A 21,959-nucleotide genomic window follows, 5' to 3' on the forward strand; every position below is an offset into this window, starting at 1 on the left:
TAAAAATGATTTCATGGAAAAATAGTTGCACCAAAAAAATAAAAGCTTCAATTGTTGAAGCTTTTAGACATTCATAACGAATTGATTCTTACGGAAATATTGATTGAGCCATTCCATCCATTCACTCATTTGATTTCCCATAAATATATCAGAGGTTGGTTCATTTGATTGCTGGCCAATAACCCCTAATTTAACTTTAGGATAATTCTCCTCTAACCATTTTTTAATATTTTGGATGAATGAACTCTCTTTAGTTTGAAGGGTAAATACAAATAACGGTTCGATTTTTTGTAATAATTGTTGCAAAGTTAACTCATCAACTGATCCAAGATAATACACTTCAAAGCCACGCAATTTTAAGAAAATGGAATATAACAAAATCCGTATTTCGCTACTATAGTCATTTATATTTTGTGGTGCAATAGTTAAGACTTTTGCCAAAAAAGGATGTAGTGGTATCTGCTGGTAAATTCTAAAAAGTTTCATTCGAACCCAATTCAAAACAAACTGAATCTGCCCTTCTGTCACCTTTCTAGTATGCTTATTATTTACATTGATGAAAGGAGCAATGATTTCAAAAAGAACCACTTCGACTCGATATAAACTAAGCGCATATTCCATCAATGATTCTGCTTCTGCATCATTAAAGTTGATTAGTGCATTAAAAATATTTTGTGAAATCTCTTCTTTTTTTGAATCAAGAACATTCTCATTCGCGAATAACGAAGGAGACTCTTTTGTTTTTTCAGATAGTAAGTCAACCGCCTGACTTATCGTAAATCCCTGATTTACTTTATCCACTAACCATTTTAAGATGGCTAGATCTTGTTCAGTATAAATACGATGACCGACTTCATTTCTTTTTGGTGTGATGATCTGGTACCTTTTTTCCCATGCTCTTAGAGTTCCTGGTTGGATTCCAATTTTTCTAGAAATTGCTTTAACATTATATATGCCCCTTTCAGAATCCTTATTTGTCAACCAGCATCCCCCCTTGCTTTGAAATTGATTAATTTAACAATATTATAACAAATTTTTGAATATTAGGATTATTAAATCTAATTTTTTCTATTTTGTTTATATTTTATATAACAACAAAAAAACTCGTAATGAATCTCTCCATTACGAGTTTTTATAAGGTTTATCTTATAATAATGGGTTTTCGTGTTTTGCTTTTAGACGTTGCCAACGACGTTCTACTTCTTCTTCAAAAGCTTTAAGAGTTGCTTCATATTCTGGTTTCAATAAGTGTTTGGTTTTACCAAGCATTCCCAACCATTCACTAACAGGTACCCTCTTCCCTTTCTCTTCTGGATTATAAGTAATCGTTGTAATACCATGTTCAACTTCATAAAGCGGGAAGAAGCAAGAGTTAACAGCTGCACCAACAATAGCGGTACCTTGATCATCTTTCGCTTTCCAGTTTAAAGGACAGGAAATTAAGATTTTTCCATAAACAAGACCTTCATTTTGAGCATACCATTGAGCTTTTGCCGCTTTCTTAATAAGGTCTTGTGGAAAAGCCTCAGTACCAGTAAATACATAAGGAATGTTCGTAGCAGCCATGATTTGGGCAGTATCTTTATGGTGGAATGCTTTACCCCCTTGTTTTTCACCTACACCTGATGTTGTCGTTAAATGACCAATTGGGGTGGAATAGGACAACTGGCTACCCGTATTCATATATCCTTCATTATCGTATTCAAGAATAATCATCTTATGGTTACGTAATGCAGCACCGATTGCTGGTCCCATACCGATATCCATACCACCGTCACCAGTTACCATGATGAAGGTGAAATCGTCACTTATTTCAATTTCGCCGCGACGTTTCTTCTCATAGAACATCTCAACTAAACCGGATAGAGTTGCAGCACCATTTTGGAATAAGTTGTGGATATAAGTTCCCTTATGCGCACTATATGGATATCCTGTTGAAACAACCATTCCACAACCAGTATGGAAAAGAACAACAATATCGCCTTCAATCCCCTTGAAGAACGTTTCAAGTCCTGGGAAGATACCACAACCTGGACATGCTCCATGACCTGGTGCCAAACGTTTTGGTTTTTTCGTTAAAGCACGAATTGGTGGAATCTTCACATTTAACTTGCCAGTAGTCTCATCTTTCTCCACTTTAATGAGTCCTGTTTTCCATTGTTCGGTTTTTACTGGCTCAAGCAATCGCTTAGGCGCCTTTTCTGGATCACCAGGATGAACACCATAATAATCAAACGGTACTTCTGCATAACCTTTTTCAGCTGCTTCAATGGCTAGTCTAAAGAACTCTTCAGCCTCATCAGCATAAAAATCTTTCCCACCAAGGGAGAAAATCCTGCTTAAGACGATTGTCTTGTTCTCTTTATCTTCTTGCAAAGCTGCTTTCACTTCATGCGTTAAGTTACCACCATATGAACCATAAGAATCAGCGCGCTCACCCACTAATAATGCTTTTACATTTTTCAATGATTTACGAATTTCTTCTACAGGGAATGGACGGATCATATTCGGAGAAATAACCCCAGCTTTAATTCCTTGTCTGCGTAACTTATCAACAACGTCTTTGGCTGTTTCAGCAGCTGATGCAAGAAGGAATAATGCAACTTCAGCATCTTCCATCATATATTCATCAAGAACAGGATAGTCACGTCCAGATAGTTCTTTGTATTCAGCGGCAATTTGTTTAAACACTTCACCAGCTTTATACATTGCTAGAGATTGTTGATACTTGTTGTTGATATAGTCTGGGTCATTCATGTATGGTCCAATTGTTACTGGATTTTTTGGATCTAATGCATTGACAAAACCTTTTGGTGGTTCACCAACAAAGTCTTGAACGACCTTACGATCAACAAAATATTGCACTTTTCGTTTTTGATGTGATGTTACAAAGCCATCATAAGCAACAATGACTGGTAGACGTACATCTTCATGCTCAGAAAGGCGAGTCGCGATAATATTCATATCATATACTGCTTGAGGATCTCTTGCAATTAGAATCGGCCAACCTATATTTAAACCATAATACAAATCAGAGTGATCACCACGAATATCTAATGGACCACTAACAGAACGAGTAACTAGGTCCAATACCATTGGAAAACGAGTTCCAGATTGTACAGGTAATTGTTCTAACATATATAAGAAACCATTGGCACTTGTTGCATTAAATACACGTCCGCCACCAGTCGCTGCACCATAGTTAATACCAGCTGAACCATGTTCTCCATCAGCAGGAATCATTACGATATCGTGTTCCCCACGTGTTTTCATTTCATCTAGAAATTCAGCAATTTCAGTAGATGGTGTGATTGGAAAATAACCCATGACATGGAAGTTAATTTGCGCGACAGACAATGCTGCCATTTCATTACCTGTTTTAAAATCAACTTTTTGTTGTTTTTTTAAATCTTTTTCTTCAATCGCCATTTTAATATCCCTCCCCCTTAATTTGACGCTAATACAAATTGATGAGGTACACGATGCTCGTCAGCATAACCGTCAACTTCACGAATCTTCGTTAAAGCACCAGTTGGACATACAGCAACACACTTCATGCAACCTTTGCAATATTGGTAATCAATCCCTTGTAAAAACATTTGTGGACGGCCTTTTTTATCTTCTTTCTCTTCCCAAACAAAGCAAAAGTCTGGACAAGCAAAGTCACAACTTGCACAGTTAATACATTTTTCTTGTTCAAATGCTGGTAAGAAACCCTGACGAGAACTGCTTAAGTCTTTTAATATACTATTTCCAGGATTGATAATCACTCCACCGATTGGTTGAGTCTCATAGCCTAAAGCTGATATTGGGCGAATATACTCTGCTACTGCCCCTTTTTCAGGCTCATAAGTTTTAAATTGAACTTCATTATATCCACGTTCAAAGGTACGGATATTTGCATCAACAAGTTGAGGATACTTTTCTTCAAATGTAGCGCGAAGGACATTTTTCATCGCTTCTGGATCTAAGAAATCAGCCACACGGAAAATAGCACCCAACATTGCAGTATTTACCCGTGTTTTTTCCTCAACAGCAATGCCTAATGCATCAACAACAGCTACTGTACCTGATTTAATATTAAATCTTTCACGAATTTCTTCAGGAGTTTTTGTTGTATTCACAATAATAACGCCATCAGGATATAAACCGTTTGCAACATCAATGGTTTTAAAAAGATTTTCATGAAAGACCCCGACAATATGGGGACGTTCAACTGGGCTACTTGCACGGATTTCTCTTTCACCAAATCTTACATAAGACTTTACCGGTGAACCTTTTTTCTCGGAGCCATATGATGAAAAATGGGAACCGTATAATCCTAATCCAAGCACTCCAGCTTCTGCTAACATCTTACCTGCCAGATGAGCACCAAGTCCTCCAATGGATTCTAAACGAATTTCAAAAAATCCAAGTTCGTTTTTAATAGGTAGCTTCGACATGACAGAAACCTCCTTACCCCAATGATCAAATTAAAACAGTTTTCTGAAAAAGAATGTAACAAATGTTTTATTTTCTCGTGTTACATTCAGTATTTTCGTAAAAGTATGAAATATAAAATGTTTACATTTCGATTATAACAGTTCAAAAAATATATAGCAACAGTTTATTAAAAAAAATTTAAGAATCTTAATTAACAACACGATCATAGTGAAAATACTTGTGTAGAGCCATTTTTTATTATTACTTAATTTTTAAAAGGAGATGAATCAGATATATAACAGATTCAATTTTAAAATTGAAACAGTTTTTTTATTAAAATAAAAACATTTTAATCCATAAAAAAAGATCCTTTATAGTCAAGGATCTAAAATTGGTGTCTTATTTACTATATTTATGGTGTATTTTTACTGAATTGAGTCAGTTCTTTAATGTCCGGAATTTTTAAGGTAGAACCTGTTTCAAGTTTTGAAAAATCTTTAATTTGATTATACTTAGCTAACTTTTCTGCATATCTCCCCGTTTTATAATACTTTAAAGAAATGCGAAACATTGTTTCTCCAGATTGGACTAGATGGAGAATCATTGGCCGAATCGGTTTTTCATTTGTATAAGATTTCTCTAAATCTTGATTTAACGGTTGTATATTTTTTGTTTTAGAATCATTTTCAGAATATTCTTGAGACAGCCGTGATTGATTTATATTTTTACTTTGATGATTGGGGTCTCCAGTTTCTTGTGAACCTTGCAAAATAGAAGGATTAATAGGTGTTCTTTGATTCATTACTTCTTTTGTTTTTCCATATTGATAAACTCCATAAGCCGTTCCAATAATTAAAAAGATAAAAAGAAAAACGATAATTTGCAATGAATTCCACTTTTTTGTGCTCAAAGGCACCTTCTTTTTTTTATTATCTTTTCGATGTACTGTACTTCTTGGTGGCAATGGGTGGCTAAACCATTCTTCCTGTCGAAATTGTTGTTCCATGATTCACCCCCAAAGGTTAATCATTAAATCTCTAAAAAGTTGGTCGATTTATTTATTCGACATAATTAGCGGGAATCCTTCATATACAACATGTTCCTATGACTTTTTCAAAGCTTCCCTTCGCAATAAAATACCTAGAAGAAGGTCAATAAGAAAATGAGCGATAAAATTACTAAACCACCCCCAATGGGTTAATAAAAAACCTAAACCCAAACTGATCAGAAAAGTTTCAATGGTAAGAATCCATTTTTTCAAGTAACGAAAATGGATCATAGTAAAAAGAAAACTAGTAAGAGCATTGTCTATTAAACTTTGAAGCACTCCACGGAATAATAATTCCTCTGAAAAACTCACAATCAATGCAATGATTCCAATTTGCCAAATAGGGATATTGCTAAAGATTTTTTCATTAATCCCCCCGTCATCGATCCATTCTTTTGGAACGGTATTCGTAAGGATCAAATCAATTAAAATTACAATCAAACTAAATACGCAACCATACAAGAATGAATGTATTCCAATTTCCGGAATAACTACTTGTAAGATGACTGCAATAGGGTGAAGATGGTAAATAAAATAATATAATAAAAAACCAATCATCAAGGTAATAAATTGTGTTAAATATAGATTTATCAATAGGGTTTGTGTATCTAATTCTTCAATTGAAATCTTCTTCAATTTAGGCATATCATTCATCCTTTTTTCAACCTGGACCCTTTATTTTTTTAAACAGTTTGGTATAAAGAACTACGTAAAATAACCAAAATATTGATAAAGAAGTTTTTAACACCATATTTGCAGAACATTTATAGCAAAGGATTATTTTAAAAAGAAAACGGTTTTAATTTTGTTTAATAAAATATGAAATCTTACTTGCAATCTCGTTAAAGTCATTCTAAAATAAAAAAAGGAAGTGGACAAGGCACTTAACCTGATATAGGAGGTGAAAAAATGAAAACTTGGGTAGATAAAGAGACATGTATCGCTTGTGGTGCTTGCGGTGCAACTGCTCCTGATGTATTTGATTACGATGATGATGGTATTGCATATAACATCTTAGATAATAACCAAGGAACAGCTGAGATTCCTGAAGAATTACAAGATGATGTTCGTGATGCTGCAGAAGGTTGTCCAACTGATTCGATTAAAATTGAGGAATAGTTTAAATTTCTCAATTTAGTATGGCTACATAACCACCTAGAAACTAGGTGGTTTTTTCATAAACTTTTCATTTTTTACCATACTTGCTATAATATTTCTAAAAAATATTTTAATACATAGGAGGAACATTCATGTCAAAAGAATTAATTGTAGATGCATTTATCGAAATCCCGACAGGTAGCCAAAATAAATATGAATTTGACAAAGAAAAAGGTGTATTTCGTTTAGATCGAGTACTTTACTCTGCTGTACATTATCCCACAGAATATGGCTATCTAGAAAACACCCTAGCACTTGATGGAGATCCATTAGATATCTTAGTATTGACTTCTTTCCCTACTTTTCCTGGTTGTGTCATTCCTTCTCGGGTAATTGGGGTTTTAATTATGTCTGATGATAAAGGTCAAGACGAAAAGCTACTTGCTGTTCCTGTTGATGATCCTCGATTTAAAGAGATCAATTCTATCAATGATGTTCCTTCCCATAAATTAAAAGAGATCGAGCATTTCTTTAAAGTTTATAAAGACTTAGAAAATAAGAAAACGATCATTGAAGGATGGAAAGATAAGGAAGAGGCGATTAAGTTATACGAAGAGTGCGTGGCTAGATACAATGAAGGTAAATAATGTTAAAAAAGAGTTCATCAATATTTCAGATGAACTCTTTTTTCTTTTATTTTTATAATATATTATATTTATAATAATGGTGCTTCTAGTAGTAAGGAAAGGTTTTCTCTATAAATTTTTGGAAATTGGCTAACTGGTAAAGGATTAATTCCAAGTCCTACTTCGACCGTAAACCCTGGCCTACTATATTCTTGGATAAACCAGTCTTTATAACCAGCCGCACTATATGCCGTACTTTCTGGTGTATAACCAGTTAAAACAGCAAAGCGATTCACAATTCTTTCCGATTCGGAAGGTTCCAGTCCTTTGAATCCCCAATAAATCTCTTGACCTTGAGAATGAAACGCGATGACCATTCGAAAATTATGTTTTCGCGTGAATTCATAAACAGCAATCGCTTCTGGTTCAGATAATGGGCGAGGACCCCCATATTTTCTAGGTGAAGAGACTTGAGGACTTCTTGCATTTTCTTCTTCCCAATCTGCCGGCCACTGATGATTTAAATCGACTCCGCGAATGTTTGCTGTCCAACCTCGAAAATCTTTGGATCCCGAATTGATTTTCAGTACACTTTGGTAAAATGGATGAGATGGTGTAATTCCTTCAACCACTAATTCAACACCATCAGGATTGACCATAGGTACGATCCAGATCGAGGTATGATTATAAAGATATTGAATGTCATAACCTCTAATGGTTCTCTTATGCACATAAGCTTTTACATAATCTTCAACAAATTTCATTAATAAAGGCGCTGTTAAATATTCATTGGCATGCCAATCCCCACTATAAAAAACTTCCTTTTCACCTGTACCTAAACGTATGGCATAAATCGATTTTCCCATTACCGATGAACCGATGATTTCCGTATGAAGAAAAGGATATTTTTGTTTAAGTGTCTCAATATTGGAAACAAGGTCATCATAACTATATTCTTGATTTGTTTGGACAATATCATAGGATCTGCTTTTGGGAATATATATGATCTGTCCAACATTGATTTGATTTGAGTTTACGATTTGCGGATTTGCCCTTATTAAATGATCAAGCCTTAAATCAAACTTCTCTGCAATGCTAAATAATGTGTCTCCTCGTTGAATAGAATATTCCATTACATAGGTATCAGGAATGATAATCACTTGTCCAGGATAGATATATGCATCTCTTTCCAACATTGGATTAGCTACAAATAACCCATTTACTGTTAAACCAAAACGATTCGCAATTTTATATAATGTATCCCCTTTTTTTACGATATATTTCAACGATTTTACCCTCCTTCCCTTTCCTCTACTTATACAATAATATGTCTTAGTTTTTTTATAAGTGCCTAAATAAACTAAATAAAAAAGGTTTATATATTCCAACGCTAATAGGAATATACAAACCTCTGTTAAATAGCAACGTAATTGTTTCACGTTAAACAAGATTTTCATTCTTTTTTCGACGAAATCAAAATGAATTCACTAAATTATGAGTGGGTAATACCATAGAAAATGTCGTACCTTGTCCAATTTTGCTCGAAACAGAAATAGTACCACCGTGGGCTTGAATAATATTTTTAACAATGGATAATCCTAACCCTGTACCCGATCCCCTTGTTCTTGCTTTGTCCGCTTTATAGAAACGTTCAAAAACAAAAGGTAAATCTTCTTCAGGAATCCCAACTCCAGTATCAGAAACCTCAATTAACATCTCACTAATTGATTTTTTCTTCGCTTTAATCGTGATCTTTCCATCTTTCTTGGTATGTCGTAATGCGTTGTCAATCAAATTGGTTAATACTTGTTCAATCCTGTCTGGATCAATGACAACATTAGAAAGACCTACATCCACTTCACTATTCAATTTAATTTCATGTTCTTTGGCAATATTAGAAAATTTACGAATGATTTTTTTAATTAGTTTGTTCATATCCGTTTCGCAATATTGTAGATGAAGATTACCTGATTCCATTTTTGCCAAATCTAATAATTCATTCACTAATCGGCCCATTCGTAATGATTCATCATAAATGATTTGAGCTAGTTCCCTTATTTCTTCATCGGTTTGTGCGATTCCATCAATAATCGCTTCACTATAACCTTGAAGCATAGAAATCGGTGTTCTTAATTCATGAGAGACATTTGCTAAAAAATCTTTGCGAAGTTTGTCTAACTTTCGTTCATAAGTAACATCTTGTAAAATCGTAACTGCCCCAATAATGACTTGACCAGAATAAAGTGGGGTCATGATAACGGATATAATTCTGCCATTAATTTGCAAATCTTTAGACAAATTGACCTCTTTTTTTAAAAGAATATCATTTAACATTTCTTTTAAAGAGTCATAAAGGTGATTTCCAAAATGGTAAGTATTTAATAGTTTTTTAGCGGGTGGGTTGGTCATTATTATTTCCCCATTTGGGTTCATGGTGATCACACCATCTGCCATACTCTTTAAAATATTAGATAATTTTTCTTTTTCTGTTGATAGATCTTTTACTGTCTGTTCTAATTGACTAGCCATTTGATTAAAACTTTTTCCTAAATCGCCAATTTCATCATTGGTTCGAACATTTATACGAATGTTAAAATCTCCTTGAGCGACTCGATTGGCTGCTTTTTGCATTTGTCGAATCGGCACAGTTATTTTTGTAGATAAGAAAAATGAAAAAAAAGTAACAATGATAAAGCCTACAGCTGCAAATGCAAAAATAATTTTCTTAAAATCGTTGGTAGTTTGATTCACAATATCCAGGGATTGATATAAAACAGTAGCACCGATAAGTTTCTGATCCCTTTTAATCGGAACAGATACCACTAAAAGATCACTTTTTTCATGATCAGTTTTTATATTTTGATAGGTTTTATAACTAATTCGAGTAATCAATTCTTTACCAGAATAAATAAGATTCAATTCTTCTTTCGGAATGATGGAGCGAAGCTTGATTGGTGTATCGGTATGTTCTTTCTTTGAAGGTAATTCAACCACAATCAAATGAATATCATAAGCTTCTACCAACTCTTTCGTTGTACTTACTGTATTTTTTCGTTCTGGGTGTGCTTGCAAAGTTTCTGATATTTTGTATGCTAACTTGGACAGATTTTTGGATTGTTCTAAATAATAATAGTGATCGAAATATTGAATGAGAAACAAACTAAGTAACAATAAAATGACGGTAACAAGTCCAACAATTGTCATCCATAATTTTCCAACCACTTTGCGGAAAATCACTTATTTTTGCACCTCTAATTTATATCCTACGCCCCAAACAGTCGTGATCATTTTTGCAGCTTTTGGTGATACCTTATTTAATTTTTCTCTAAGTCTTTTAATATGGGTATCAACTGTCCGGAGATCACCAAAGAATTCATAATTCCATACGTCATGGAGCAATTCTTCACGACTAAATACTTTATCGGGCGAACTCGCTAAATAATATAATAGTTCATATTCTTTTGGAGTTAAATTCACTTCAACACCAGAAGCAGTAACACGATGGGCATCATTGTCAATCACTAAGTCATCTAACACAATCACATTCGATGTAATATTCTTGCTGGTTGTTAAATATGCTGTTGCTGATGCACGTCTTAATACTGCTTTGACTCGATAGACAACTTCTCTCGGGCTAAAAGGTTTTACTACATAATCATCGGCACCTACCTCAAAACCTTGAACTTTGTTTGATTCTTCACCTTTTGCCGTTAACATAATGATCGGTGTCGACTTTGTCTCTCGAATCAGTTTGGTCACTTCAATTCCATCCATTCCGGGTAACATGAGATCAAGGATAATTAAATCATAATCAAATTGCATCGCTTTTGAATAAGCAGTATCTCCATCTTCTGCTTCATCAATCTTATAACCTTCTCTTTCTAAATACATTTTTAATAAACGACGGATTCTCTCTTCGTCATCAACAACTAAAATTGTATATTCCCTTTCTTGATCCATTCGTTTCACCTCTCAATGCTTTCCTTACAACAAATTTTATCTGATTTTGTTAAAATAGACTATCTTTCTTTCTCTTTACATGATAAGGAAACTAGCTGTTTTAACCGACAAATCTCTTCTTCGTTTAAAAAACGATATTGGCCTACCGATACACCTTTTAATGTAAGAAAACCATATTGAACTCTTTTTAAATGGATAACAGAATAACCAATGGCTTGAAACATTCTTCTTACCTGCCTGTTTCGCCCTTCGTGGATCGTAATTTTTATCTTCGCTTGATTCTTTTTATTTATGGTTATTTTCTCAACTTTTGCTGGGGATGTAAGACCATCTTCTAATTGAATTCCTTTTCTTAGTCGCTCTAATTCAAACTCTTTTGGATTGCCATCTACAATTGCTTCGTAAGTTTTATCTAATTCGTATCGAGGGTGCATTAAACGGTTCGCTAATTCCCCGTCATTTGTTAATAATAATAAACCCTCGGTATCATAATCTAATCTTCCAACAGGATAAATTCTTTCTGAAATATGAATGAGATCAACAACAGTTTTTCTCCCTTGAGGATCTTTCATACTGGTAATGACTTTTTTTGGTTTATTTAATAATACGACCACTTTTTTCGGATGTGATTTAATCTTTTTCCCGTTAACTATAATTTGATCACGATCTGGATCTACTTTAACTCCGAGTGTTGTAACAATTTTCCCATTCACCATAACTTGTCCATTGATAATTAATTGCTCTGCTTTTCTTCTTGAGGAAATTCCCGCTTCAGCAATCACTTTTTGTAAACGTTGCAAGATCATCCCTACTTTATTCTAAATCATTTACTATGTTCAGTTTATCACATATTTTTATTATTCTTCAATCAACTTCATTTTTAAGGCTTTGAAATTCAAAAATACAAAGAAACAATGATAAAGGAAGCAATAATTCCTACTAAATCTGCAAATAACCCTACCTTAATAGAATAACCTACTTTTTTTATACCAACTGCACCGAAATAAACGGTTACGATAAATAGAGTTGTATCTGCACTCCCTTGCATGGTTGAAGCTAACCGACCAATATAAGAGTCTGGGCCGTAACGAGCAATCAGATCTGTTGCGATCGCTAATGATCCCGTTCCACTTAGCGGTTTCATTATTGCTAAAGGAAAAACTTCTTTTGGAAAATGAAGCCAATCAAAAATAGGTTCAAGAAAGTTCATGATCATTTGTAAAGCGCCTGACTCGCGAAAAATCGTAATCGCAACCATCATTCCCACTAAATGTGGCATAATTTTCATTGCTGTAACAAAACCCTCTTTGGCACCTTCTACAAATGTTTCATAAACAGGTATACGATTCCATATGGCAAAGACCATGATTAAACTGATCAGTCCTGGTATGATCCATATTGAAATAGAAGTAATTAAAGATTGCATTGTATAACCCTCTTCCCATTAGACATTTAACGATATCTCTTTCGATAATAACGATCTAATAACAGTGCAGCAATTGTAGAACATGTTGTCGCAAATAAGGTCGTACTGACAATTTCCGTTGGATTTGCTGAATGGTAGGTCATACGTACGGATATAATTGTTGTGGGGATAATGGTAATACTTGATGTGTTAATCGCTAACAATGTGGCCATTGAAGGAGATGCCTTATCTTTCTCTTTATTTAATTTTTGTAATTCTTGCATAGCTTTAATTCCCATTGGCGTTGCTGCGTTACCAAGCCCAAAAATGTTTGTCGTCATATTTGACAAAATATATCCGACGGCTGGATGATTTTTAGGTAGTTCTGGGAATAACCAATGGACAAAAGGGCGAAGAAGTCGGCTTATCCATGCTAACAAGCCAGCTTCTTCAGCAATTTTCATCATTCCTAACCAAAAAACCAAGATGCTAATTAATCCAAAACTAACAGTGACTCCTGTTTTTGCTCCCTCAAAAATCGCTTGATTTAACGCCTCCATATTCCCCTGTAATGCTGCTGTAACAATGCCAAACAAAATAAATGACAACCAAATCCAGTTAACCAACCGTTAATCCCCTTTCCATACTCTTCTCCATACGCTTTTCATTGTTTTAGATAACGTTTCTTCCTCTTCCTTAATTTGTAATGGTACTGCACCAATAAATTTTTGGTTGAAATAAATTTTGATCTTACCAATTAAATGACTATCCACAATCTTTTGATCAGGTTGATACAGTTCGATCACTTTTTTTATCTGCTTTTCTTCTCCAGATTTTAATGGATAGATAAAATCCCTAACGGGTACAATATTTTTCTCTTCATCATCCAATTTTATTTTTTTGATCACTTGATTCGTTTGAACAATTGGGGTTTGAACGTATTCTTGAAATCCATATTCTAACAGTCGAATGGAGTCGTTCCAATCATCTGGTGCATTTAAGGTTATTGCTGCTAATTGTACACCGTTTTTTGTAGCCGAAGAGGCTAGACATCTTTTTGCTAATTTGGTATACCCTGTTTTTACACCATCAGCATACTCATACATACGCAATAATTTATTTTTATTTACCCATTTTCGATCCCATGATTCATCAGCTAAAGGAGCGGTTTTAACTTTCGTACTCACGATTTTTTTAAATACTGGATTTTTCAATGCATAAGCGGTTAAGATCGCCATATCTTTTGCTGTGGAATAATGTTCTTTATGGTCTAAACCGTGCGGATTCATAAATCGTGACCTCGCCATCCCTAATTCAGCAGCTTTTTGATTCATCATAAAGACGAACCCTTCTTCCGAGCCGCCGATATGCTCAGCAATCGCAACCGCTGCGTCATTTCCAGAACGTAACATCAGCCCATATAACATATCTTCTAATGTTAATTTTTCTCCTTTTTTTAAATAAATCGATGATCCCTCTGTGCCAAAAGCATGGTCACTTGTTGTGACCATCTCTTTTAGATTTCCATTTTCAATGGCAACTATAGCCGTCATAATTTTCGTTAGGCTGGCAATTCTCATTTTTTGATCTCCGTTTTTTTCGTATAATATCCTACCACTATTCACATCGATTAAAGCGGCACTTTGTGCACTTAATCCAAGTTGATTTGAATTGGCAAATACGGACTTTGGAAACAACAAAAGTAGAAAAATAGTAACAACAATGAAGCTCCTTTTGATTGTAAAAAACATGATTTTCCTCCTAACTTGTCTATTACAATATATATGTGAATTTTTAGTCGGTATGATTTTCACATTCACTAAAGGAAAAAGCGCAATAAAATGCGCTTTTATACAATGATATTTGTTTGGTTGGTTGTAGGATTTTGGTTTTGACTTGACTTTTCACTATTTTTCGATTTTAGTGCATTTTGTATTTTGTCAATCACTTGTGGTGCTAGATCCATTAATTTCTGATAAAGATGTGTTTCTGAATCAAGGGGAAGTAATTGAACCCCGTTTTTTCCAACCACAAGAAATGCGACTGGCGAGATGGAAACCCCTCCACCACTCCCACCACCAAATGGTTTTTCATTTTGTTTCGTTGAATTGGTTTGCAAAGCGGTATCGTCTTCAAATCGAAATTCGCTTCCACCCGCAGCAAAACCAAAGCCTACCCTAGAAATGGGGAGTATAACTGTTCCATCAGGGGTTTCAACGGGTTCCCCTACGATTGTATTCACATCTACCATTTCCTTTAGATTTTCCATTGCAGTTTTCATTAAACCTTGTATAGGATGTTCTTGCAATTCAGATACCTCCTTTACACCCTTTTAAGGATTCATATGTATATAATTACCCATCGTTTTTGAAACTATGTACTTTTTGATAAGATAAACAAATGTTTACGTTTTTTTTAACCATGTTTTAAACAATCGGATTATAACTTTGATTCCAAACCAAACCACAACTCCCATTCTAAAGTGAAATGCCGCCTCTATATATGTATGAAAAAAGGATTGATTAAACATTGGCCTCACATGAATACTAGGTTTATCGTCTAAAATTAGATATTTGGAAAGAAATCCTAAAAAGATGCCTTTTATACTCCAAATCATTCCCGCTGAAATCGCTGTTAAAAAAGCTTCATCTAGTCCAATTTTTGTCTCCCATTTCAGTCGATCAATATGAACTTTTTTTAGAAAGCTCTTAAAAGCCCCGTAAAAGTCCTGAACTTGCGATAACAATTTAGAAACATTCCATTGCCATTTTTTGATCTTTTTTTTCGTAATGCGATCTTTTTTTTTCTGCTGATGGGGAAGATTAGAATGGCTTTTATATTTTACTCCTTCATCTGATGATTCAAAAATGATTAATGGTACTGTCTTCCGAATATGGATCATGTGGTATAACATCCACCCATCGACTTCAATTCGATCATTTTTATCTTCTTTTTTCACACGAATAAGAATCTTAATATCTGAGATTAGGATAAAAAAGAAAAAGATCAATAAAATAAGAATGATCCATAATAATCTATTCATTCATTTATCACCCATTGGTAGTATTCGCCATTCTTATGAATTGAATACAAAAAAAAGAGGCTATAGAAGCCTCAATTTTCTGATTTTTCTTGTCTATATAAATCGATCTCTTCTTCTTCATCAACGGTAACGTCTTCTGGCAAAGGTGGTAATTCATCTATATCCTTTAGACCAAAGTAATTAAGAAATTCTCTCGTTGTTCCATATAATATAGGACGTCCTACTCCCTCCATACGCCCCACTTCTTTAATTAATCCTTTACTCATTAAAGTATTGATTGCTTTTTCTGATTTAACTCCTCTAATTTCTTCAATCTCTAAACGGGTAATGGGTTGTTTATAAGCGATAATCGATAACGTTTCTAACGCAGCCTGTGAAAGAGTAGCATGGGTAGGCGAGGCTGCTAACCTTTCGAGATAGATCGCATGTTCAGGTAATGTTGTCAATTGATATAAGTTCGCCATTTGAATAATTTGCAATCCTCGATTTTCTCTTCTGAAATCTGCTTGCATATCGTATATTATATCTTCGATTGTCTCTACATCCATTTCAAGAATTTCTGCCAGTTGTTTTGCTTCAATTCCTTCATCTCCTACAACAAAAAGCAATCCTTCTATCGCTGCTTTGATCTTATTATAATCCATGAATATTCCCTCCTCTTATATACGGCGGGGAATAACGAATGATAATATCATCAAAAGGGTTTTTTTGTATACAAATAATTTGCTTTTGCTTGATCAACTCTAATAGACTTAAAAAAGTAACCACAATATCTGATCGATCGGTTATGTCTTTTAGAAGGTCCGAAAAGAAAAGATCATGTTTTGTTGATTGAAGCATTTGTAAAATATGGTTCATTCGATCTTTAATCGAGATTTCTTCACGTTTTAGTCTTGTAATGGGATCTTTATAGGAATATCGTTTTAATGCTTTTTGAAAAGCCTCGATTAAATGATAAATATTAATTCCTTCTACTGGATTTACTTCTTCCGTTTCTATAAAAAGCGAAAGATCGCTTGGAGCCTTTGTAAAGATTTTACTTCTTGAGATTTCTTTTTCCTTTAAAAAAAAGGACACTTCTTTGAATTTTTTATACTCAATTAAGCGTCGAATTAATTCGTCTCTTGGATCTTCCTCTTCAATTACTAAACTTAACGAACCTTGGAAGGAATGCTCATTTCGTGTTGGGAGTAACATTTTACTTTTGATTGATAATAAAGTAGAAGCCATTACCAAAAACTCGCTTGCTATGTCTAGTTGCAGCGTTTGCATTGTATCTAAATATTCCAGATATTGATCAGTAATTTTGGAGATTTGAATATCATAAATATCCATTTCTTCTTGATCAATGAGGTGTAATAAAAGGTCTAATGGGCCTTCAAAGGTATCTAATTTTACCTGATATGACATACTTCCCTACCTATTCTATCGATGATTTATTTCGATTGAATCATTTTCTTAGATTTTAATCTTTCAGGGACAAGATCGTATTGAATAAGATCATCGTAACTTTCTCTGCGTACAATGAGATCTGCTTTCCCATCTTTAACTAAAACCATAGCTGGTCGTGGTACCCGATTATAATTACTTGCCATCGAATAATTATAAGCTCCAGTGGAAAAAACCGCTAGTATGTCTCCAGGCTCGGGCTTGGGTAGTTCAATATCCCAAATTAACATATCTCCGCTTTCGCAAGCTTTTCCAGCAATCGATACCTTTTCTGTATTCGTGTGATTCATCTTGTTCGCGATAACAGCCTCATATTTGGCTTGATACAAAGCCGGTCGTGGATTATCCATCATTCCCCCATCCACAGCAACATATTTGCGAATATGAGGGATTGTCTTATTCGAACCTATTGTATAAAGGGTTGTACCTGCTTCCCCAATAATACTTCGACCAGGTTCAATCCAGATTTCAGGGAATGTTAAGTTCCGCGCGTTGAAATGATTTTTTACAAATTCAACTAAAGCATGGACGTAACTACGAATGGGTAGAGGTTGATCCTCATCTGTGTAGCGGATACCAAAACCGCCACCCGTATTTAAGATCGGAAATTCCATCTGATACTGTTCTTTCAATCGTTGATAAAAATCAGCGATTCGTTCGATTGCTTTATCAAATCCTTCCATATCAAAAATTTGTGATCCAATATGAAAATGAAATCCTAAAAGTTTAATTTGCTTCGATTGCATCACTCTTTTTACCGCTTCTTGCGCTTGATCAAAGAGATTAAAACCAAATTTAGAATCTTCCTGACCTGTTTGAATATATTCATGGGTATGGGCTTCAATCCCAGGGCTGACACGGATTAAGGCTTTCACTACTTTTCCTTTTTCCTTCGCTGTTCTCTCAATTAATTCAATTTCATAAAAATTATCAATCACAAAAGCCCCAATTTCCTGATCGACCGCCATTTCGATCTCTTCTAACGTCTTGTTATTCCCATGAAAATGGATCCGTTCTTTTGGGAAACCTGCTGATAATGCAGTATATAATTCTCCGCCAGAGACAACATCTAATGATAAACCTTCTTCATCAGCAATATAACAGATCGCTTTCGTGCATAAAGCTTTACTAGCATAAGCAACTTGGAAAGATACATTTAGTTCTTTAAAAGCCCCAACAAATTCTCTCATTCGCCTTCTGATTTCCCACTCATCTAATACATACAAAGGGGTTCCAAATTTTTTTGCAAGTTCAACGGTATCTACACCGCCAATTTCTAGATGTTGTTTTTCATTGACTTTACTCGAACCAGTTAAATACATAATTGCTCTCCCCATCCTTTTTTGTATGTTAGAAAGACTTAATCGTATTAATATGTGAATATATCATAATGATTTTTATTTTTCAATTATGAATTATTGACGATTTTGGTTTTGCGGATGAACCAGACTTGGTCGTTTGTTCATAAATGGAGTAGGTTTTCGAAACAAAATATTCATCATCGCGTGAAAATTAAAAGGAATAAAGGGCCAAAGGTACGGGGTATTAAGGGAGCGGGTAGTTGCTAAGATAACGATCCAAAGAGTCGTCGCAAGTACAAATCCAGGAACCTTAAACAAATATACTGCTATAAGAAAAATTAATCTAGCTATTTTGTTCGCTAATCCTAACTCGTAACTTGGTGTCGCATACATCCCAATTGCTGCAATGGAAAGATAAAGGATAACTTCAGGAACAAAAAAACCGACCTTTATCGCAACCTCTCCTATTAAAACAGCAGCGATTAACCCCATCGCAGTCGCAAGAGGTGTTGGTGTATGCACAGCTGCCATGCGCATTAAATCGAGCCCTAATTCAGCAAATAAAAATTGAAAGAAAATGGGTATTTTTGATGTATCCTTTGGACCGATAAATTGTAATGAATGAGGAAGTAAATCAGGTTCAAAAACATAAATTAACCATAAGGGTAATAAAAATAAAGAAATTAAAACACCTAAGAAACGAATCCAGCGAATATATGTACCAGTAACTGGATTTTGTCTTGATTCTTCTGCATGTTGAACATGATGAAAAAACGTTGTCGGTGTGATAATCACCCCAGGAGAGCTATCCACATAAATCAGTACATGTCCTTCTAACAAATGCTGTGAAGCAACATCAGGCCGTTCGGTATAACGAACAAGGGGATAAGGGGTCCAACTTTTTCCGATTAAAAATTCATCTAGAGTTCTTTCCGACATAGGAAGACCATCGATACTGATTTCCTGTATTTTTTGTTTCACTAATTTCACTAAACCAGGATCAGCAACGTCTTTTAAATATGCGATACAAACATCTGTCTTTGATCGTTCACCTACTTGTTGAATTTCCATTCTTAATCTTTCGTCACGAATTCTTCTTCTCGTCAATGCTGTATTAACAAGTAGCGTTTCTGTAAATCCATCCCTTGAACCACGTACAACTCTTTCTGTATCAGGCTCCTGAGGGGGCCTTCCGGGATAACTTCGAACATCAATCACTAACCCCTCTTCCTCACCATCGATTAACATTACCAATTGACCAGATAAAATATTATCATTTGCTTCGTTGATCATCTTCAATTTTTTCACTTGAATATGGGAAACATATCTTTCAATTAAATGTTTTAAAACATTTGGAACTAAATCTTCCCGTTTTAAATTGGCCAATTCTTTTAAGATCTGAGTCATAATCTCAGAATTAGCAAAACCATTGACAAAATAAAGAGCAAAATCCTTACCGCCAAAATTCATTTCTCGACATACTAAATCAAAACTTTCACCTATGCCAAGCTTTTCATTCAATATTTTTTTATTTGCTTCTAGATCTTTAGAAATGTGAATCGTATTCTTTAAACTTTCTTCCATTGTATCAACAACATCTGTTTCTTGGCCTTTTTTATCATTTACTTTTTTGCTTTTAATTTTCATTCCCTTTTTCACGCTGTACCCCCCAATCTAAAATGGTTTGTATCGCCTTTAAAGTGATTGGAGAACCATATTTTACATGATCTCGTCCACCCATTTTTCCGATATCACCAATTCCAATTACCACTGGAATATCTAATTTGTCTAAGATATCAACTGTATCCCCATAAACTCGAAGTGGCCCTCCCACCGTTTCCCCATCTTTATTCACACCACTTTCCACAATTCTTCCATTTCGATCTACAGAAAAATCAACGGTTGTGCCTTCAACGTATTTTGTATTTGAAGCAACAGCGATAGCACCTAATACTTCCACATCCGGATGTTTTGCAATAAATTCCATTGCTTTTTCCCCTTCTCCTTTATTCCCCTGTCCATTATCATCAAACATAATAAGAACCGGGTCATATGGGGTTTGTTTTATCATTTCCACTAATTGTGAACCATTATAAGGGGTTGGATTGCCGGCAGAACGGGAAATACAACGGCCACCAATGGTCTTTGCCACTTCTTCAATCACTTCTTTAGCGACGATATCCCCATCTGTGATAAAAATGACTCTTCTCTTTTTGCTCATCAAACCACTCATTACCCTTTTGGTTTAAAAATTAAAGCAGCAAAAAATCCAAAAACAATTGCTGATGATATACCTGCACTGGTGACCTCAAATATACCAGTAATAATCCCAACTAATCCATTTTGTTCTGCTTCAGCAAGTGCGCCATGGACCAATGCATTTCCAAAACTCGTAATTGGTGTGGTTGCACCAGCGCCAGCAAATTTGATTAACGGTTCATATAAACCCAAACCATCTAATATTGCACCTGCAACAACTAGAGTTGACATGACATGTGCAGGAGTCATCTTCGTTAAATCCATCATCAATTGTCCGATCACACAGATAAGACCACCCACTAGAAAAGCTGTCCAATATGTTCCCACTTTTTAATCCTCCTCATTTTCAATTGCTACAGCATGAGCTATGCAAGGAATCGATTCACCCTGTTGATATGAAATTGGACTTAAAAGTGCCCCAGTTGCAACGACCAGAACCTTGTTTAATTTCTTGTTTTTCATTTGATTCATAATATATCCGTATGTGACAGAAGCACTGCTAGCGCAACCACTTCCACCAGCAAAAACATTTTGATCTTGAGAGTAAATCATTAACCCACAGTCATTATAAACTTTTGACATATCATATCCTTGTTCTAATAACATTTGCTTTGCTAATGGATAACCAACCCCTGCCAGATCGCCTGTCACGATTAAATCATAATCATTAGGAGTTCGTCCCGTATCTTTAAAATGTGTAGCAATCGTATATACGGCCGCTGGTGCCATTGCCGAACCCATATCAAAAGGATCTTTAATTCCCATATCGATTACTTTTCCTATCGTTGCATACGTAACTTTTGGCCCTACTTTTCCTTTTCCAACAACAGCAACACCAGCCCCCGTTACTGTCCACTGGGCATAAGGTGGTTTTTGTCCACCATATTCTGTTGGATAGCGATACTGCTTTTCTGCCGTAGAATTATGACTACTACAACCAGAAAGAACGTAATTGGCAAAACCACCTTCAACGAAAGAAGCTGCAAGTGCTAAAGATTCCATTGAAGTGGAACACGCTCCATACACTCCCAGATATGGGATCTGTGTATAATGAGCTGTAAACGATGCTGAGATAATTTGGTTTAATAAATCTCCAGCCACCATCAAGTCGATTTGATTATTGGTTAATCCTGACTTTTCTATCGCTAAATCAACAGCTTCTTCAAAAAGCTTTCGTTCAGCTTTCTCCCATGTTTCTTGGCCAACATAAGGATCCTCATGAATTACATCAAAATATTGAGCAAGTGGTCCTTGGCCCTCTTTTGGCCCAACAACAACCGCACTTGATAGAATTCTTACTTCATCAAATTTCCAAGTACTTCTTCCCAATTGTTTTTGCATAAGTATC

23 protein-coding genes are annotated in these 21,959 nt (G+C 35.0%); 2 read left to right on the plus strand and 21 right to left on the minus strand.

All coding sequences use genetic code 11. The annotated features are described in order from the left end of the window. Positions 1 to 63 precede the first annotated feature (63 nt). The 5 genes from ACMW72_RS05340 to ACMW72_RS05360 form a co-directional block, all read right to left on the minus strand. Positions 64 to 981 carry a MerR family transcriptional regulator gene (locus ACMW72_RS05340; protein WP_418367813.1) on the minus strand — a complete coding sequence of 306 codons (918 nt, stop codon included), beginning with the start codon at positions 979 to 981 and terminating at the stop codon, positions 64 to 66. Between the two features lie 165 nt (positions 982 to 1,146). Continuing rightward, on the minus strand, positions 1,147 to 3,429 hold the full coding sequence (locus ACMW72_RS05345; RefSeq protein ID WP_418367814.1) for a transketolase C-terminal domain-containing protein: 2,283 nt from the start codon (positions 3,427 to 3,429) through the stop codon (positions 1,147 to 1,149). A gap of 17 nt (positions 3,430 to 3,446) precedes the next feature. Continuing rightward, a complete protein-coding gene (locus ACMW72_RS05350; protein WP_418367815.1) occupies positions 3,447 to 4,442 on the minus strand; it encodes a 2-oxoacid:acceptor oxidoreductase family protein in 996 nt (331 codons plus the stop codon). Positions 4,443 to 4,834: 392 nt separating this feature from the next. Continuing rightward, positions 4,835 to 5,428 (minus strand): LysM peptidoglycan-binding domain-containing protein, encoded by a 594-nt coding sequence (locus ACMW72_RS05355; RefSeq protein WP_418367816.1) that lies wholly within the window; start codon positions 5,426 to 5,428, stop codon positions 4,835 to 4,837. A 96-nt stretch (positions 5,429 to 5,524) separates the two neighbouring features. Beyond that, the gene (locus tag ACMW72_RS05360; protein ID WP_418367817.1) at positions 5,525 to 6,115 is read right to left on the minus strand and encodes a CPBP family intramembrane glutamic endopeptidase; all 591 of its coding nucleotides are present in this window, start codon (positions 6,113 to 6,115) and stop codon (positions 5,525 to 5,527) included. A 264-nt stretch (positions 6,116 to 6,379) separates the two neighbouring features. On the opposite strand from ACMW72_RS05360, the gene ACMW72_RS05365 reads away from it, so the two are divergent. Continuing rightward, entirely contained in the window at positions 6,380 to 6,589 is a 210-nt protein-coding gene (locus ACMW72_RS05365; protein ID WP_418367818.1) for a ferredoxin, read from the plus strand. A gap of 131 nt (positions 6,590 to 6,720) precedes the next feature. Continuing rightward, positions 6,721 to 7,215 carry an inorganic diphosphatase gene (locus ACMW72_RS05370; protein ID WP_418367819.1) on the plus strand — a complete coding sequence of 165 codons (495 nt, stop codon included), beginning with the start codon at positions 6,721 to 6,723 and terminating at the stop codon, positions 7,213 to 7,215. A gap of 68 nt (positions 7,216 to 7,283) precedes the next feature. Here ACMW72_RS05370 and ACMW72_RS05375 read toward each other — a convergent pair whose 3' ends face one another. The 16 genes from ACMW72_RS05375 to spoVAD form a co-directional block, all read right to left on the minus strand. Then, positions 7,284 to 8,480 (minus strand): M14 family zinc carboxypeptidase, encoded by a 1,197-nt coding sequence (locus ACMW72_RS05375; protein WP_418367820.1) that lies wholly within the window; start codon positions 8,478 to 8,480, stop codon positions 7,284 to 7,286. A gap of 187 nt (positions 8,481 to 8,667) precedes the next feature. After that, positions 8,668 to 10,431 carry an ATP-binding protein gene (locus ACMW72_RS05380; protein ID WP_418367821.1) on the minus strand — a complete coding sequence of 588 codons (1,764 nt, stop codon included), beginning with the start codon at positions 10,429 to 10,431 and terminating at the stop codon, positions 8,668 to 8,670. Further along, positions 10,432 to 11,154: a response regulator transcription factor gene (locus ACMW72_RS05385; RefSeq protein ID WP_418367822.1), complete on the minus strand. Its 723-nt coding sequence runs from the start codon at positions 11,152 to 11,154 to the stop codon at positions 10,432 to 10,434. Between the two features lie 59 nt (positions 11,155 to 11,213). Continuing rightward, entirely contained in the window at positions 11,214 to 11,954 is a 741-nt protein-coding gene (locus ACMW72_RS05390) for a pseudouridine synthase (protein WP_418367823.1), read from the minus strand. Positions 11,955 to 12,049: 95 nt separating this feature from the next. Continuing rightward, complete coding sequence (locus ACMW72_RS05395) at positions 12,050 to 12,580, minus strand: spore maturation protein (RefSeq protein ID WP_418367824.1); 531 nt, start codon at positions 12,578 to 12,580, stop codon at positions 12,050 to 12,052. 26 nt (positions 12,581 to 12,606) lie between these two features. After that, positions 12,607 to 13,185 (minus strand): nucleoside recognition domain-containing protein, encoded by a 579-nt coding sequence (locus ACMW72_RS05400; RefSeq protein WP_418367825.1) that lies wholly within the window; start codon positions 13,183 to 13,185, stop codon positions 12,607 to 12,609. Positions 13,186 to 13,188: 3 nt separating this feature from the next. Next, complete coding sequence (locus tag ACMW72_RS05405) at positions 13,189 to 14,310, minus strand: D-alanyl-D-alanine carboxypeptidase family protein (RefSeq protein WP_418367826.1); 1,122 nt, start codon at positions 14,308 to 14,310, stop codon at positions 13,189 to 13,191. Positions 14,311 to 14,408: 98 nt separating this feature from the next. Next, positions 14,409 to 14,867: a GerW family sporulation protein gene (ytfJ, locus tag ACMW72_RS05410; protein WP_418367827.1), complete on the minus strand. Its 459-nt coding sequence runs from the start codon at positions 14,865 to 14,867 to the stop codon at positions 14,409 to 14,411. Between the two features lie 96 nt (positions 14,868 to 14,963). After that, positions 14,964 to 15,602: a DUF2953 domain-containing protein gene (locus tag ACMW72_RS05415; RefSeq protein ID WP_418367828.1), complete on the minus strand. Its 639-nt coding sequence runs from the start codon at positions 15,600 to 15,602 to the stop codon at positions 14,964 to 14,966. 71 nt (positions 15,603 to 15,673) lie between these two features. Next, complete coding sequence (gene scpB, locus ACMW72_RS05420) at positions 15,674 to 16,246, minus strand: SMC-Scp complex subunit ScpB (protein ID WP_418367829.1); 573 nt, start codon at positions 16,244 to 16,246, stop codon at positions 15,674 to 15,676. Continuing rightward, a complete protein-coding gene (locus ACMW72_RS05425) occupies positions 16,236 to 17,012 on the minus strand; it encodes a segregation and condensation protein A (protein ID WP_418367830.1) in 777 nt (258 codons plus the stop codon). Before ACMW72_RS05425 ends, scpB begins: the two co-directional genes overlap by 11 nt. Positions 17,013 to 17,038: 26 nt before the next feature. Beyond that, a complete protein-coding gene (gene lysA / locus ACMW72_RS05430; RefSeq protein ID WP_418367831.1) occupies positions 17,039 to 18,373 on the minus strand; it encodes a diaminopimelate decarboxylase in 1,335 nt (444 codons plus the stop codon). A gap of 93 nt (positions 18,374 to 18,466) precedes the next feature. Then, the gene (locus ACMW72_RS05435) at positions 18,467 to 19,936 is read right to left on the minus strand and encodes a spore germination protein (RefSeq protein WP_418367961.1); all 1,470 of its coding nucleotides are present in this window, start codon (positions 19,934 to 19,936) and stop codon (positions 18,467 to 18,469) included. 52 nt (positions 19,937 to 19,988) lie between these two features. After that, positions 19,989 to 20,576 carry a stage V sporulation protein AE gene (locus tag ACMW72_RS05440; protein WP_418367832.1) on the minus strand — a complete coding sequence of 196 codons (588 nt, stop codon included), beginning with the start codon at positions 20,574 to 20,576 and terminating at the stop codon, positions 19,989 to 19,991. Positions 20,577 to 20,584: 8 nt separating this feature from the next. Continuing rightward, positions 20,585 to 20,938 carry a stage V sporulation protein AE gene (spoVAE, locus tag ACMW72_RS05445; protein ID WP_418367833.1) on the minus strand — a complete coding sequence of 118 codons (354 nt, stop codon included), beginning with the start codon at positions 20,936 to 20,938 and terminating at the stop codon, positions 20,585 to 20,587. Positions 20,939 to 20,941: 3 nt separating this feature from the next. Further along, a complete protein-coding gene (gene spoVAD / locus ACMW72_RS05450; RefSeq protein ID WP_418367834.1) occupies positions 20,942 to 21,952 on the minus strand; it encodes a stage V sporulation protein AD in 1,011 nt (336 codons plus the stop codon). Positions 21,953 to 21,959 lie beyond the last annotated feature (7 nt).

This window comes from Tepidibacillus sp. LV47, from assembly GCF_048381575.1.
GTDB lineage: Bacteria > Bacillota > Bacilli > Tepidibacillales > Tepidibacillaceae > Tepidibacillus.